Origin of the sequence: Streptomyces monomycini (assembly GCF_022271435.1) — a bacterium.
Taxonomy (GTDB): domain Bacteria; phylum Actinomycetota; class Actinomycetes; order Streptomycetales; family Streptomycetaceae; genus Streptomyces; species Streptomyces monomycini.
This window is the reverse complement of record NZ_JAFIQY010000030.1, coordinates 31,153-45,293: the sequence shown is the minus strand read 5'-3', so window position 1 is coordinate 45,293 and position 14,141 is coordinate 31,153. Positions and strand designations below refer to the sequence as shown.

Genomic DNA, 14,141 nt, shown 5'->3' with positions numbered 1-14,141 from the left:
GGCTCCTAGGACATCATCCCTGATGAATCCGCCCGAGGGCGAACCGGTGATCCCTTACCCCCGCCGCCGCCCCCGCCGCGCGCCCCTCCCGGGACGGCACCGCACACCGTGCGGCGACCTCTCACGGAACGCCACTTAGTGACTATGAGTAACCGAAATGGCTGGTCTTCGACGGTAGGGACGGCCGGTCACCTGCGGTTCGACATTGATGTGACCATATGACGGCCCGAGAGGTTCTTGCTGGCCAGCAGGTGGGTAGAACCGTGTACAGGCCGCTTCGGGTGTCGATCCGCCGCGACCGCCGGGCCACCGAAAGCCTGGGCGAGCACTTCGCATATGGATACGTACAGTAACCGCGACGCGCGGCGGTGCCCGGCCGGGCCGGGCGCAGCCGCATCGGCCGTGGGGGAAGGGGAGGACATGCGCGAAGTCCGACAGGGCGCCCTGCTGCTGCTCACGGCCGTGGCGGGGGCCGCCGTGGCGGCCTGCGACCTGGCACTGGGCCCCGACGTCAGCCTGGCCGGGCTGCTGCTGGTGGGCCCACTGGTGGCGGCGACGAGACTCGAAGGCGCGTGCACGGCCGTGGTCTCGTTCACCGCCCTGCTCCTGGGCATAGCCGTCGCCGGACGCGAACACACGCTGGCCCGCACCGACCAGCTGCTGTCCCTGACCGTGCTCGCCGCCGCCGCGGCCTACGCGACCTGGGCCTCGGACCGGCAGGCCGCCCTGGACAACCAGCTCGCCGGGGTCGCGGCCGCGGCCCAGCGCGCCATCCTGCGGCCGACCTCGTTCCGGGTCAGCGGGGCCTCGGTCTGCGCCCGCTACCGCTCCGCTGCGCCCCGCGCCGTCATCGGCGGTGATCTGTACGCCTTCGCCGACACCCCCAGCGGACTGCGGGTGCTGATCGGCGACGTCCGCGGCAAGGGCCTGGAGGCCGTACGCCTGTCCGCCGCGGCCATAGGGCACTTCCGCGACTGCGCCTACACCCGCAGCAACCTCGCCGAGGTGGCCGAGGAGGTCGACCGGCGGCTGATCGACGACCTCGGGCCCGAGGACTTCATCACCGCCGTCATAGCCGAGATATCCCCCGGCCGGCTCCGCCTGGTCAACTGCGGCCACCACCCGCCCCTGCACCTGCCCGCCACCGGCCCGCCCGTCCTGCTCACCCCGTCCGAGCCGACCACCCCCATCGGGCTGCTGCCGCTGCCGCGCGTGCAGGAGGTGGAGCTGTCCCCCGGCGACCGGCTGCTGCTCTACACCGACGGCCTCGCCGAGGCCCGCGACCCCGACGGCACGATGCTCGACCTGGCCGGGCTGCTGCCGGCCTGCTCACTGCCCGATCTCAACGACGCGATCGAGGCGGTGCTGTCGACGATGTGCCGGCACACCCACGGCGCCCAGGACGACGACGTCGCGCTCGTCCTGGTCGAGCTGGAGCCGAGCATGCCCCGGCAGCACCACGTCCGCACTCCGCCCGCTGTCACCCGTACGAGCGCCGAGCCTCCCGGCGGTCCGCGGCGGCCGGCCGTCCGCCCCTCGCCTTCCGCGGCGGTGTCCGACTGATCGGCGCGGTGTCCGGATGCGGGCGCGGGCGCACCGGCCCTGCCGCGGCTCCCGGCTCCGTCCCGGCTCCGTCCCGGCTCTGTCCCGGCTCTGTCCCGGCTCTCGGTCGTGTCCTGCCAGTCCTGCGTGTCATGGTTCCCGGTGCGCGTCCCCGTCACGGCTCCCGGTCCGCCGGCCGGCGCCGGGCCCGTTCCGGCGGGCCCACCAGCTCGTCCAGCACGTCCGTCATGGTGACGAAGCCGAGCACCACGCCCTGCTCGGCGCTGACGGCGGCCAGCTGGGTGCCGGCCGTCCGCATCGCGGTCAGGGTGTCGTCGAGCGGCGTGCCGCAGCCGACCCGCGGCATCGGGCGCAGCGCGTCGCGGGGGAACGGCCGGTCCCGGTCGGTGACGCCGAGGGTGTCCTTGATGTGGAGGTAGCCGAGGACCGTGCCGGCCGCTCCGGTGACCGGCAGCCGGGAGAAACCGGCGCGGGCCGCGGTGCGTTCCAGCTCGTCCGGGGTGACGGACCGGTCGACGGTGACCATCTCCGCCAGCGGGACGAGCAGCTTGCCGACCGGCCGCCGCCCCAGCGCCAGCGCGTCCCGCAGGCGCTCGCCGCCGGTGTCCGAGAGCAGCCCGGCGTGATGGGACTCCTGGACGATACGGGCGAGTTCCTCGTCGGTGAACGCGGCGGCGACCTCGTTCTTGGGCTCGGTCCTGAAGAGCCGCAGCAGGGCGTTGGCGAGGGCGTTGATGCTCACGACGACGGGACGCAGCGCGCGGGTGAGGGCCACCAGCGGCGGCCCCAGCAGCAGCGCGGCGCGCTCCGGCGCGGCCAGGGCGACGTTCTTGGGGACCATCTCACCGACGAGCATGTGCAGATACGTCGCCAGGGTCAGCGCCAGGACGAACGCGATCGGGTGGACCAGCCCGTGCGGGACGCGCAGCGCCTCGAAGGCGGGCTCGGCGAGGTGGGCGATGGCCGGTTCCGCCATCGCGCCGAGGAGCAGCGAGGAGGCGGTGACGCCCAGTTGGGCGGTGGCGAGCATCTCGGAGAGGTGTTCCAGGCCCCACAGCACCCGGCCGGCACGCCGGTCACCGGCCTTGGCGCGCGGTTCGACCTGGCTGCGCCGTACGGAGATCATCGCGAATTCGCCGCCGACGAAGAAGGCGTTGCTGAACAACGTCAGTACGGCGACGGCCAGTTGTACGGCGGTCACGGCCGCTCCCCTCCCCCGTCCGCGGCCCGGGCGCCGGACGAGGAAGCGCCCGCGGGCGCCGTCACCCGTACCCGCTCCGCCCGGTGCCGGCGCGCCGCGAGCACCGTCAGCCGCCAGCCGTCCGCCACCCCCACCTCGTCGCCGGGTTTTGGGATCCGGCCCAGCCGGGTGGCCAGCAGGCCGGCGAGCGTCTCGTACGGACCTTCGGGCGCCTCCAGGCCGATCCCGGCCAGCCCGTCCAGGCGTACCCCGCCGTCCGCCTCCCAGGTACGCGCCCCGGTCCGCAGCAGATCCGGGCCCGCCGCCGGGTCGTGCTCGTCCCGTACGTCGCCGACGATCTCCTCGACGATGTCCTCCAGGGTGACGATCCCGGCCGTACCGCCGTACTCGTCGATCACCACGGCCATGGTGCGGACCGTGCGCAGCCGGTCCAGCAGCCGGTCGACGGGCAGCGACTCCGGTACGAGCACGGGCTCGGTGGCCAGCTCCGCGACGGAGGTGGCGGCCCGCTGATCCGGGGTGAGGGCGAGGACGTCGCGGATGTGCACGGTACCGGCGACCTCGTCCAGGCCGCCGCGGTACACGGGGAACCGGGACAGTCCGGTGGCCAGGGTCAGCGTGGCCGCGTCGGCGGCCGTGGCGTGGGCCTCCAGGGCCCGTACGTCCACCCGCGGCGTCATGACGTTCTGCGCGGTCAGCTCGCTCAGGTGCAGGGTCCGGACGAACAGCTCGGCCGAGTCGGCGGGCAGCGCGCCCTCCTGCGCCGAGTAGCGGGCCAGGGACACCAGTTCGGCCGGGCCCCGGGAAGACTCCAGCTCCTCGGTGGGCTCCAGTCCGCAACGGCGTACGAGCCGGTTGGCGGACTGGTTCAGATGGCGGATGAACGGGGCGAACACCGCGCTGAAGGCGCGCAGTGGTCCGGCCACGATCCGGGCCACGGCCAGCGGCCGGGAGATCGCCCAGTTCTTGGGCACCAGTTCGCCGACGACCATCAGCACCACCGTGGACACACCGACACCGAGCGCGGACGCGACGCCGGGGGCCACCGTGCCGGGCAGTCCGGCCGCCGCGAGCGGGCCGCGCAGCAGCGCCGCCAGGGACGGTTCCGCGAGCATGCCGATGACCAGGGAGGTCACGGTGATGCCCAGCTGGGCGCCGGACAGTTGGAAGGCGAGCGCGCGGACGGCGCTCAGCACCCCTGCCGCTCCCCGCTCCCCCTCCTCCACCGCGCGCTCCACCGCACTGCGCTCGACCGTCGTCAGCGAGAACTCCGCCGCGACGAACACGGCACAGGCCAGCGTGAGCGCCAACGCCACCAGTAGGAGCAGCACCTCGGCCACCGCATCACCTCCCGCCGCACCTCGGTGCCCGGCGGCGGGCGGGTGAAACCTCGCGGGGGCGGGAGGGGAGGCGGGAGCGGGCGTGGGAGGCGGCTCGCGCGCGGGCGTGGAAGCGGGCGTGGAAGCGGGCGCGGGTACGGAAGCGGGCGCCGGTTTGTGGCGGCGGGCGCCGGTTCGTGGTGGCGGGGCGCGGTCGCCGGCTCAGTACGCCCCGGTACGGCGCCGGGCCCGCAGCCACCCGTGCACCGCCCACGCGGCCGCGGCACCCACCGCGTACCAGAGCAGGTCCGGCGCGTTGAAGGTCGAGCCGAGCACCAGGCGGGCCACCGCGCTGCGCCGGGAAAGCTCCGCCGGTACGTCGCTGAGCTGCGCGAACTCCACCGCCCAGCTGAAGGCCAGCGCCACGGCGGCCGCGACCGGCGGCCGGATGCGTGGCACGGCCACCACCACCAGCGCCTGGATCAGCACGGTGTACAGCGCGTCGCCCGCGTACTTGGCCACCTCGGGCCCCAGCCCCACGCGCGCCGCACCGGCCCGGACACCGAGCCCGGCGGCGACGGTCAGCAACGCCGCCACACCCGCCACCAGGCGCGTTCGCCCCCCGCCCCGCAGCTCCCCGCCCCCGTACGTCACGCCGTCCGTGCCCCCGGCTCCCGGCCCCGCGCCATCACGACGACCAGCCCGGTGTCCGTGTCGCGCCAGAAACCCACCGCGTCCGCGATGACCTCCTCCGCGACGCTCCAGTCGTCGGGCGCTGCGGACGCGTACTGCTGCCAGCCGCACACCACCAGAACCCGGCCGCGGTCGGCAGGGCACCACGACAGGTCCGTGAGGCAGTCCGCGAGTGCGTCCCAGTTGCGGCCGAACCAGGACGGCAGCCGCAGGGCCCCCGCGCAGCGGTCCATGAACTCCGCCTTGTCGGAGACTCCTTCGAGGTCGAGCAGCGCACCATGCCAGCCGGCCGCGCGCGCCGCGTCCAGCGCTTCCTGCGCGGGCCGGTCGTGCGGCCAGGGCACGACCCCGGGGGGCGTACTGCCGTCGAGCACCGCCGCGAGCGGCCGGGGCACGGGAGCCGTCATCGGAGCACCGCCTTGAAGGTCCGGTAGTGGTCGTCGGTGTAGTACGTCTCGTGGCTGTCGCCGGTGACGATCCGCCGCGCGCCGCGGTCCTTCGACCCCGGGGTGCGGACCGTGTACTCGTGGTAGTAGCCGCGCTTCTGCTTGGGCAGCTGCCGCTCGTGGTTGCCGAAGACCGTGCCGTCCTTCGGGTACGGGAACGGGCCGCGCGCGTCGATCAGCCGCAGCGTGTCGCGGGCCTGCGCGGGCAGCTTGCCGACCGGTACGGTCGCCATGCCCTTGGCCCAGTCCGGCGCGGTGGCGTTCGTGGCGCCCGCCGAGGGCGCCCCGTGCGTAGGCTTCGCGGTCCCCTGTCCGCTGCCGCCTCCGGAGCAGCCGGACACCAACAGCAGCAGGCAGGCCAGCAGCGCAGCGAGTACGCCGACAGCCGCGCGGGGAGCGGAGCGGATCACCATGCGCCGATGCTGTCACAGCCCGGCACGGGGTGCGCGCCCGCACCCCGTACAAGATCACTTAGCCGGCCGGTGCCGGGCGGACGGCGATTGACACGGGAGCGGACAACCGTCCGCACCAGGGCCCGAGCCCCGTCCGGACCGCCCGCTCAGACCCCGTCCGGATCCGCCCGCTCAAGACCCGTCCGGATCGCCCGCTCAGACCCCGTCCGGATCCGCCCGCTCCAGCGCCGGACGCGGGCCGGGCCCGGTCTCCAGCAGCAGGTGGTCGGCGGCGGCCGTGTCCGTGACCAGGCTGGTCACCAGCCCGGACCGCAGCACCGCGCCGATCGCGGCCGCCTTCTGCCGGCCGCCCGCGATGGCCACGACCTCGGGGATGCGCCGCAGCCGGTCCGCCTCGACCGTGATGCACCGCTCGCCCAGGTCCCGCCCGATACGGCGGCCGTCGGCGTCGAAGAGGTGCGCGGACATCTCGGCGGCGGCGCCCAGCGAGGCGTAGTGCTCCCGCTCCTGTTCCGAGAGCATGTCGTAGACGGTCGAGATGCCCGGCGCCCAGGAGCCGATGGAGACGCAGGCGACGGTGACCTTGTCGAAGTACTCGAACGCGCGGGCGATGCCGGTCTGGCCGCGCAGCGCGGCGGCCGTCGCCGAGTCGGGCAGCAGCATCGGCGCGTAGATCGGGTGCGCCTCGCCGCCGGAGACGTCGGCCGCCCGGCGTACCGCCTCGACCGAGCCGCGGTCCGCGGTGCCCGCGTCGTACACGCCGGTGAGCTGGACGACCGTGCACGGCGGGAGGCGGTGCAGCGCGGCCGCCATGTGGATGGTGGACCGGCCCCAGGCCAGGCCCAGCACATCGCCCTCGGTGACCAGTTCGCCGAGCAGGTCGGCCGCGACCTCGCCGAGGTTCTCCGGGTCGGGGGCGTCGTCGGTGGCATCGGCGGGCGACTCCACCACGACCGCGTGCCGCAGGCCGTAGCGGGCCCGCAGCGCGTCCGAACGCTCGGCGTCCAGCTCCGCCGGAACCCGGATCTCGATCCGTACGAGGTCACGCTCCAGCGCCGTCTCCAGCACCCGGGCGACCTTGAAGCGGCTGACGCCGAACTCCTCGGCGATCTGGATCTTGGACTTGCCCTCCAGATAGAAGCGGCGGGCCATGGCCGCGGCCTGCACCAGCTCGGCGGGGCCCATTGCGGACTGCGGGCGGCTGGCAACCACGAGATTCTCCCCTTGTGCGCACCTGATCGAGTCTTTGCTCATCCTTGCAGAAACCCGAGGTGGTCGGGGACCATCACCGCCCGGCCGTCGTGAACACCCGGTAGCGGCGACACCAAGAAACACCGGCGTGCGGGGATCGGTGCGCGCTCCCCGCACACCACGTGCGGCGCCGGCGCCCGCGCGATCAGGCGGGCGCCCCTGTGTCAGTGGGCGCAGCCCCAGCCGGCCGCGGCCGTCGCGGACTCGGCCTGCGCGCGCAGTTCGCGCACCGCCTTCGCCGGGTCGTCCGCGCCGTAGACCGCCGAACCCGCCACGAACACGTCCGCGCCGGCCTCGGCGCACCGCTCGATCGTGGACGCCGACACCCCGCCGTCCACCTGGAGCCACATCTCCAGACCGTGCTGGGAGATCAGCTCCCGGGTCCGGCGGATCTTCGGCAGCATGATGTCCAGGAAGGCCTGGCCGCCGAAGCCGGGCTCCACGGTCATGATCAGCAGCATGTCCAGCTCGGGCAGCAGGTCCTCGTACGGCTCGATCGGCGTGGCCGGCTTGAGCGCCATCGAGGCCCGCGCGCCCTTGGCCCGGATCTCCCGCGCCAGGCGTACGGGCGCGGCCGCGGCCTCCGCGTGGAAGGTGACCGAACCGGCGCCCGCCTCGATGTACTGCGGCGCCCAGCGGTCCGGGTCCTCGATCATCAGGTGCAGGTCGAGCGGGGTGTCCGTCGCCTTGCTCAGCGCCTCGACGACCGGAGCGCCCAGCGTCAGGTTCGGCACGAAGTGGTTGTCCATCACATCGACATGCAGCCAGTCGGCGCCCTCGACGGCCTTCGCCTCCTCGGCGAGCCGGGCGAAGTCTGCGGACAGGATGCTGGGGTTGATCAAGGCCATACCTCCAGTATGTCCTGCCACCCCGGACGCGCCTAAGCGGGTGGGCCGGGCCGCTGGATGGAGACGGCGCAGGGGGGCCACCGGGCGTACGGGAACGAGCCCGCCGCCTTCACCCGAGCCGCGACCTGCGACCCGCGACCCGCGACCCGCGCAACGAAAGGCCGCCGGCCCTCCGCCCGCCCCAGGACGAACGCAAGGCCGGCGGCCGATGCGCGACGAATGACCCGTCACCATGTCAGGGACCGGTCACGTAGCTACCGTGCGCCGGACTCCGACGCCCGGCGTCCGGCGCCCGACGCCCGGCGCCTTCGGTGCTCAGCTCCAGCGCTGGTGCTTGATACCGCCGTCGAAACCCGCGTAGACGGGCGAGCCGGAGCTGGTCTTCGAGCCGAGGGTGAGCCCGGTGGCCTTGTTCTGCAGACGCCAGCCCAGGGAGTCCTTGAGCTCACGCCACTTCTGGTTCTTGCCGCCGTTGCAGACGTTGGCGCGGACGGTGCCGTCCTTCTTGCTGTCGAGGCAGAAACCGTGGTCCCCGGACTTCAGCACGAAGGTTCCGTCGGACTGCTTGGTCTCCTTCCACTTCGCGGCAGGCCCGCAGTCGCCCACGCCGACCCAGTAGCCCCGGGCGACCAGGCACTTGCCGTTGCCCTTGTTCTTCCAGGTGACCGTCTTGGTGGCGGCGAACGCCTGCCCCGAGGCGCTGAACATCAGGGCCGGCGCGAGCACCGCGGTGGCCGCGACCGTACCGATCAGACGCTTCTTCATAGTTTTTCCCCGTTCCGAGGGTCGTATGACGACCCCGGCAGCAGTGGCCGTCCGTCTGGCGGACCGATGACGGCCGATACATGATCCCCGTCGACGTGTACGTGGACAAGCGCGGTCGGCGCCTTGTCCGTACACATGGTGGCGTGGGGCCCGGCAAGCCTCAGGACCGCTTGCCCAGCGTTCCGTCTCCGGCCTGTTCGCCGTCTCCCCACTCACGTCTCCGCGAGGTTTCTGTCCGGTGCCTGTCCGACACCCCTGCGGCCGTGATCCCCGTTGTCACCGGCAGCTTATCCCTGCATGATCACGTCAGGCAAAGCGCCCTGGCGCGGCAGCGGTGCAGGTGCCGGGCAGCGGTGCACCCTGTAGGTTCCCGCTTCCACTGGCCCATCGCGAGCACTCGACCTGGGATTCTCCGTGGTGTCTCAACCGAGGCCGATCAAGATTGGTCTCACCTCACCCACCGCAGATGCTGGTCGACCAAGCGCTCGAAGGCGCGTGCCGCCGCGCTGGAGGTGCGGTTGCCGGACGTGGCCAGGGAGATGGGCCAGTTGAGGTCCGCCCCGGTGACGGGCAGCGCGATGAGGCCGTCGTCGGGACCGGTACTACCCCGAGGCAGCAGAGCGACGCCCAGGCCGTGGCGGACGAAGTCGGCGCCGTCCCCGATGGCGGTGATCTCGATGGCGACTTGGCGTTGCAGCCCGGCCGTGGCGAACGCGCGATCTGTCACGGCGCGGTTGCCGTAACCGGAGGGGAAGTCGACGAACGCCTCGTCGGCCAGCTCCCCGAGCGCCACCCGGCTCTGCGTGGCAAGCCGGTGTCCCGCAGGAACGACGAGGTCCAACGGGGTAGTGGTGAGATCTGTCCACTGCACGCCGGGCGGCGGCGAGCCCGGAATGGAGACGAACGCGAGGTCGAGCCTGCCCTCGGTGAGCGCCTCGAGGAGCCCGGGGGAGCCGCCGCATGACGCCGCGGTGGCCAGGCGCACGGAGACCGCGGGGTGCTCGCGGTGGAAGCGGCCCAGCAGCGTCGGCAGGTCGATCGACCCGAGAGAACTCATCGTCCCGACGCGCAGGGTGCCGCGGACGCCACCGTTGACGTCGTCGACGGCGTCCCGCGCGTCCCGGACGGCGTCGAGGGCCGCCCGGGCCTTCGGCAGCAACGCGTGTCCCGCGTCCGTGAGGGTGACCCGCCTGGAGGTGCGTTCCAGCAGCCTGGTGTGCAGTTCCCCTTCCAGGGCCGCGATCGTCGCCGACACAGCCGACTGCACGACGTGCAGTCGGGCGGCGGCGCGCGTGAAGCTCGACTCCTCGGCCACCGCGACAAAGCACTCCAACTGGCGCAGTTCCATTCCCCAACCATCTCTCATGGTGATGGTTGCGAGCAAAAACATTCGTTGGACGTGATCCATCAGAGGCCGGAGTGTGGGAGGCGTACGAGCCCACTTCTCCAGGAGCTGACCACCATGACCACCGCACCCTCCGGCCGCCGCCACGCCCGCCATGACCTGCGCACCCACCGCGAAGTCCGGCTGGCCGCCCGCCCCGCGCCGGGGACGCCGCTCACGGACGACCTCTTCGAGACCGCCGAGGTCCCGACCCCCTCCCCTGAGCCCGGCCAGCTCCTGGTACGCACCGAGGTGATGAGCGTGGCCGCCGTCATGCGGACGCTCATGGACGAAACGACCAGCGTGCCGATGCGCTCCTTCGCACTCGGTGAGCCGCTGTACGGCCCCGCGATCGGCGAGGTCGTGTCCGCCCCCGGTACCGGCTTCGCCCCCGGCGACCTCGTACAACACGACCTGGGCTGGCGCGAGTACGCCCTGGTGGACGCCTCCGCCGCACAGCACGTCGATCCCGGCCTGCTGCCCGACCCGGCCGCCTACCTGTCCCAGGGCCCCACGGCCTGGATGGGCGTCACCCGCGGAGCCGAGGTACGCCCCGGGGACACGGTCTTCGTCAGCGGCGCTGCGGGCGGTGTGGGGTCCCTTGCCGGGCAGGCCGCCCGGCTGCGCGGGGCCCGGCGGATCATCGGCAGCGCCGGCTCGCAGCGAAAGGCGGACATCTTGCGCAAGGAACTCGGCTACGACGCCGTCGTCCTCCGCGGCGCAGGGCCAATCGAGGAGCAGCTGCGCGCTGCCGCTCCGGAGGGCGTCGACGCGGTGATCGACAACGTCGGCGGTGAGCAGCTGCAGGCGTCCATCGCCGTCGCCAACCGCGGCGCCCGCATCGCCCTCGTCGGGGCGCTGGGCGCCCAGCTCGCAGACTCCGGCTCACCCACCACGGCCATCGACACCTTCTCCCTGCTGACCCGGGGCATCACCTTGCGCGGCACCGTCCTGCACGCGGACCACCTCGACCTGATCCCCGAGTGGTACCAACAGTTCGGCGCCGGGCTGCGCGCCGGCACACTGACTTTTCCGCACTCCAGGCTGCACGGCCTCGACAGCGCCCCCAGGGCCCTGCGCGAACTGGTCGAAGGTTGCCACGTGGGAGCGGTCCTGGTGGAGCTGTAAGGCCCCGCTTTCCGGAAGCGTCGACCTGCCGAGCAGGGCGTCCGGTCGCCCGTTGAGTCCGTCCGTGGATGCTGTGGTGAGCTGCGGGGTTGCCAGGTGGAGCAAGAACGCTCGGCGCGGGATTCTCAGTGCCTGGTAGCGCGCCGTCTTCGGCGTGCCCGGGGCGTACTGCGGGCGCGGCTCGCCCGGCGCCGCCAGCAGGGGAGAGCCGGACCGGAAGCCGCAGATGACCTCGTTCATGTGCGCGGCCCGTTCGCGAACTGCGGCAAGCGCGTCGTCATCAAGCTGGGGCAGCATCACCGATGCCGTCTCGCCTGGATCTTCGGAGGACGGCCCAGGCCCTGGCGGGATCACGGTGGCACGGCCGGACGTCAGCACTTCCCGTAGGGACAGCCGAAATCGTCGGTCCCGTCCGTCCCGGACGAGGATCTCGTTGTCGGCTGCGGCGCCGAACATCTTCTCTACTGTGATGGTCTCCCCGTCGTAAAGCAGCCGTGTTCCTACCCCGACACGCACGCCACCCGCACCGCTCATGCGCCCTCCCGAAAGCGGGGCTTCAGTCTTCTGTCGCTCGGTCCGCTGCTGGTCACCGCCCTCGAGAGCGGCCGTGGGACGAGGCAGGAGGTTCATGCCCGCGCCCGTGACCACAGCCGGGACCCGACGAAGCTCATGCTCAGCGGTCAAGACCGTGCTCAGGTCCGTTGAATACACCTGGGCCCACAGGGCATGCAGTACGCCTGCACGAGCCACCTCGGCCGGCCAAGCGGGGAAGGCTCGGAAGGCATCCTTCAGCGACGCCCCGTTGAAGTCGCTCTCCCGTATCGCTTCCAGCAGCCCCGGGGTGAGAAGCCATTCCCGCCGGTACCCGGCCAGGAACCGTAAATTGGCCAGTTCCTTCTCTGGCGGCTCGCACCACACCTCAAATTCCCTGTGACCCGACTCCACCACGTCCCAGGCCCAATCCAGACAAAATGCGACCGTGGGCCGCGTCAGGAACTGGCGGGGCTTGACGCCCACCACCAAGGGCACCCGGCCATCACGCAGGATGAGAAAATCCGGCACGTGGCGCCGCGCCTTCCCATCGACTTCCGCAGTGATCAGAAATGGTTGAGCGCATATGAAGCGAACCTCGCACGCAAAATCTGCATACAGCAGACGCGTGAGCTCCAACCGCGACTCATGGATGACATGGGCGCCCATGGTCGAGGACCAGTAGGTCCCTGAGTAGTGCTTTTGCCCGGAGCGCCAGCGGAAGGTGCGCCACGGAAGCAGGTCCTCCAGACCATCAACGCCGAGACGGGACCATGGCTCGGGGGTGATCTTGCCGTCCTGACGGCGCATGGTCACCGAAGTAGCACAATCGTCCCCATGCACACAGCCTCCGGAAGTTGCGGGCTAGATGGACCGTCGGCAGTTCACCGCAGGTTTTCAGCCTGAACGTCCCACAGGAAAGGCGAACCGTACAGGCGCTCAGCGGAACTTTTGCAAGAGTTCGATTGCATGGACACGCCTTGTCTCATTCTTCGTGGCCCTTGGGCCAGACAGGAGCCACGAAGAATGAGAAAGGGTCATTCATTCTGGGACGCTACACAATCCCCCGGGCGTCACGCCGTCCGCCGCAGCAGCGCCAGGTACATCGCGTCCGTACCGTGCAGGTGCGGCCACAGCTGTACGTCCGGTCCGTCGCCCAGTGCAGGCACGCCCGGGATCAGCGGGCGGGCGTCGATCCATTCCGCCGTCACGTCCGCGCCGGCCCGCCCCTTGAGGACGTCCTCCACCACGGCTCGTGTCTCGGCCGGGTGGGGCGAGCAGGTCGCGTAGCCGACGACTCCGCCGACCCGTACCGACACCAGCGCCTGGCGCAGCAGCTCCCGCTGCAACGGCGCGAAGCTGTCCAGGTCCTCCGGGCGGCGCCGCCAGCGCGCTTCGGGGCGGCGGCGCAGCGCGCCGAGACCGGTGCACGGGACGTCCATCAGCACCCGGTCGAAGGAGCCGGGCCGCCACGGCGGGCGGGTGCCGTCTGCCGCGATGACCTCGTACGGGCCGGGGTTGCCGGCCAGCGATCGGGCCACCAGGCGCGCGCGGTGGGGCTGCTTCTCGGAGGCGAGCAGCTTGGCACCGCGCTGCGCGGCGAGCGCGCCCAGCAGGGCTGCCTTGCCGCCCGGCCCCGCGCAGCCGTCCAGCCAGATGCGGTCGGTGCCTTCCACGGGCGCGTTGGCCAGCGCCGCCGCGACCAGCTGGCTGCCTTCGTCCTGCACACCGGCCCGGCCCTCGCGCACCGCGTCCAGGGCGCCGGGCTCACCGCCCTCGGCAAGCCGTACCGCGTACGGGGACCAGCGTCCCGGCAGGGCGCTCTCCTCCCCCACGGCCTCGATGAGTTCCTCGGTGGTGGACCGCCCCGGCCGTGCCACCAGCGTGACCTCGGGCCGCTCGTTGTCGGCCTCCAGCAGGTCCTCCATGCCGGCGCGGCCGCCGCCGAGCGCGTCCCAGAGCGCCGAGACGACCCAGCGCGGGTGCGCGTGCACGATCCCCAGGTGCTCCTCGGGGTCGTCGTCGTACTCGGGCGCGACGCGCTCCAGCCAGCCGTCCATGTCGTCCGCGGCGATCTTGCGCAGCACCGCGTTGACGAACTTGGCCCGCCCGTCGCCCAGCACCACACGGGCCAGTTCGACGGTCGCGCTCACCGCGGCGTGCGTCGGGATGCGCGTACCGAGCAGCTGGTGCGCGCCGAGCGACAGGACGTCCAGGACCGGCGGGTCCACCTCCCGCAGCGGCCGGTCCACGCAGCGCGTGATGATCGCGTCGTAGGTGCCCTGCCGCCGCAGCGTGCCGTACACCAGCTCGGTCGCCAGCGCCGCGTCCCGCCCGTCGAAGTCCTCGTTCTCGCGCGCCTTGCGCAGCATCGGGGGCAGCACCAGGTTGGCGTACGCGTCCCGCTCGTCGACGGCCCGCAGCGCCTCGAAGGCGAGTATCCGGACCGGGTCCTTCTTGGGCCGGCGGTAGGGCTTGCTGGGACGACGCGACTGACCACTCACGAGAAATGTGCTCCGCTGATACGAGACGAGGTTCGCCCCCAGCCTACGTGGCACGGCGGGGCGCGCCACGGGGCGGTGCCCGCCGGGGCCGCCGC

At 72.4% G+C, this 14,141-nt stretch carries 12 protein-coding genes and 1 pseudogene; 2 read left to right on the top strand and 11 right to left on the bottom strand.

From position 1 onward, the window contains the following. Positions 1-420 precede the first annotated feature (420 nt). A complete protein-coding gene (locus JXZ78_RS27730) occupies positions 421-1,563 on the top strand; it encodes a PP2C family protein-serine/threonine phosphatase (protein ID WP_050501992.1) in 1,143 nt (380 codons plus the stop codon). A 154-nt stretch (positions 1,564-1,717) separates the two neighbouring features. On the opposite strand, the gene JXZ78_RS27725 is transcribed toward JXZ78_RS27730, so the two are convergent. From JXZ78_RS27725 to JXZ78_RS27685, 9 genes are all read right to left on the bottom strand, one after another. Continuing rightward, positions 1,718-2,764 carry a hemolysin family protein gene (locus tag JXZ78_RS27725; RefSeq protein ID WP_030017394.1) on the bottom strand — a complete coding sequence of 349 codons (1,047 nt, stop codon included), beginning with the start codon at positions 2,762-2,764 and terminating at the stop codon, positions 1,718-1,720. Continuing rightward, positions 2,761-4,104: a hemolysin family protein gene (locus JXZ78_RS27720; protein ID WP_030017393.1), complete on the bottom strand. Its 1,344-nt coding sequence runs from the start codon at positions 4,102-4,104 to the stop codon at positions 2,761-2,763. Before JXZ78_RS27720 ends, JXZ78_RS27725 begins: the two co-directional genes overlap by 4 nt. A gap of 201 nt (positions 4,105-4,305) precedes the next feature. Further along, positions 4,306-4,680: a ribosomal maturation YjgA family protein gene (locus tag JXZ78_RS27715; protein ID WP_238783423.1), complete on the bottom strand. Its 375-nt coding sequence runs from the start codon at positions 4,678-4,680 to the stop codon at positions 4,306-4,308. A 53-nt stretch (positions 4,681-4,733) separates the two neighbouring features. Beyond that, on the bottom strand, positions 4,734-5,183 hold the full coding sequence (locus JXZ78_RS27710; protein ID WP_030017391.1) for a barstar family protein: 450 nt from the start codon (positions 5,181-5,183) through the stop codon (positions 4,734-4,736). Further along, complete coding sequence (locus JXZ78_RS27705; protein ID WP_030017390.1) at positions 5,180-5,635, bottom strand: guanyl-specific ribonuclease; 456 nt, start codon at positions 5,633-5,635, stop codon at positions 5,180-5,182. Before JXZ78_RS27705 ends, JXZ78_RS27710 begins: the two co-directional genes overlap by 4 nt. A 195-nt stretch (positions 5,636-5,830) precedes the next feature. After that, positions 5,831-6,820 (bottom strand): sugar-binding transcriptional regulator, encoded by a 990-nt coding sequence (locus JXZ78_RS27700; protein ID WP_030017389.1) that lies wholly within the window; start codon positions 6,818-6,820, stop codon positions 5,831-5,833. 230 nt (positions 6,821-7,050) lie between these two features. Beyond that, positions 7,051-7,734 carry a ribulose-phosphate 3-epimerase gene (gene rpe / locus JXZ78_RS27695; protein WP_030017388.1) on the bottom strand — a complete coding sequence of 228 codons (684 nt, stop codon included), beginning with the start codon at positions 7,732-7,734 and terminating at the stop codon, positions 7,051-7,053. Positions 7,735-8,049: 315 nt separating this feature from the next. Continuing rightward, positions 8,050-8,499, bottom strand: a complete 450-nt coding sequence (locus JXZ78_RS27690) for an RICIN domain-containing protein (RefSeq protein WP_030017387.1) — start codon at positions 8,497-8,499, stop codon at positions 8,050-8,052. Positions 8,500-8,947: 448 nt separating this feature from the next. Then, complete coding sequence (locus JXZ78_RS27685; protein WP_030017386.1) at positions 8,948-9,847, bottom strand: LysR family transcriptional regulator; 900 nt, start codon at positions 9,845-9,847, stop codon at positions 8,948-8,950. A 114-nt stretch (positions 9,848-9,961) separates the two neighbouring features. On the opposite strand from JXZ78_RS27685, the gene JXZ78_RS27680 reads away from it, so the two are divergent. Next, positions 9,962-11,011 carry an MDR family NADP-dependent oxidoreductase gene (locus JXZ78_RS27680; protein WP_050501990.1) on the top strand — a complete coding sequence of 350 codons (1,050 nt, stop codon included), beginning with the start codon at positions 9,962-9,964 and terminating at the stop codon, positions 11,009-11,011. 678 nt (positions 11,012-11,689) lie between these two features. On the opposite strand, the pseudogene JXZ78_RS27675 reads toward JXZ78_RS27680, so the two are convergent. Together JXZ78_RS27675 and JXZ78_RS27670 are read right to left on the bottom strand one after the other, a co-directional pair. Next, positions 11,690-12,352 (bottom strand): annotated as a pseudogene (locus tag JXZ78_RS27675) (TnsA-like heteromeric transposase endonuclease subunit); the annotation flags it as partial. Between the two features lie 263 nt (positions 12,353-12,615). After that, the gene (locus JXZ78_RS27670) at positions 12,616-14,046 is read right to left on the bottom strand and encodes an RsmB/NOP family class I SAM-dependent RNA methyltransferase (RefSeq protein ID WP_030017384.1); all 1,431 of its coding nucleotides are present in this window, start codon (positions 14,044-14,046) and stop codon (positions 12,616-12,618) included. Between the last annotated feature and the right edge of the window lie 95 nt (positions 14,047-14,141).

Bases quoted from the DNA above. Each gene is read 5' to 3' on its own strand.
- JXZ78_RS27730 (WP_050501992.1), top strand. From the start codon at position 421: ATGCGCGAAGTCCGACAGGGCGCCCTGCTGCTGCTCACGGCCGTGGCG.
- JXZ78_RS27710 (WP_030017391.1), bottom strand. From the start codon at position 5,183: ATGACGGCTCCCGTGCCCCGGCCGCTCGCGGCGGTGCTCGACGGCAGT.
- JXZ78_RS27705 (WP_030017390.1), bottom strand. From the start codon at position 5,635: ATGGTGATCCGCTCCGCTCCCCGCGCGGCTGTCGGCGTACTCGCTGCG.
- JXZ78_RS27700 (WP_030017389.1), bottom strand. From the start codon at position 6,820: ATGGGCCCCGCCGAGCTGGTGCAGGCCGCGGCCATGGCCCGCCGCTTC.
- rpe (WP_030017388.1), bottom strand. From the start codon at position 7,734: ATGGCCTTGATCAACCCCAGCATCCTGTCCGCAGACTTCGCCCGGCTC.
- JXZ78_RS27690 (WP_030017387.1), bottom strand. From the start codon at position 8,499: ATGAAGAAGCGTCTGATCGGTACGGTCGCGGCCACCGCGGTGCTCGCG.
- JXZ78_RS27685 (WP_030017386.1), bottom strand. From the start codon at position 9,847: ATGGAACTGCGCCAGTTGGAGTGCTTTGTCGCGGTGGCCGAGGAGTCG.
- JXZ78_RS27680 (WP_050501990.1), top strand. From the start codon at position 9,962: ATGACCACCGCACCCTCCGGCCGCCGCCACGCCCGCCATGACCTGCGC.